Consider the following 242-nt stretch of genomic DNA (forward strand, 5'->3'; position numbering starts at 1 on the left):
TTTGCTCTTTAAAAATCTGGATCAAGCTGAAAATTGAAACGACACACTGTTTCATTTCTCCGTAATAAGAAATGAAAAGCGGTGTGTTCGAGTCTCTCAAATTTTCGCAACACGATGGTGTTTTACGAAACATCTTCGGGTTGTGAGGTTAAGCGACTAAGCGTACACGGTGGATGCCCTGGCAGTCAGAGGCGATGAAGGACGTGCTAATCTGCGATAAGCGTCGGTAAGGTGATATGAAC

Annotated in this window: 1 rRNA gene; it reads left to right on the forward strand. The window is 43.8% G+C overall.

Annotated elements, in window-relative coordinates:
* Positions 1 to 146: 146 nt before the first annotated feature.
* Positions 147 to 242 (forward strand): 23S ribosomal RNA (locus tag NNO08_RS23280); the annotation flags it as partial.

It is taken from the genome of Citrobacter sp. Igbk 17 (genome assembly GCF_028069775.1).
Lineage (GTDB): Bacteria > Pseudomonadota > Gammaproteobacteria > Enterobacterales > Enterobacteriaceae > Citrobacter.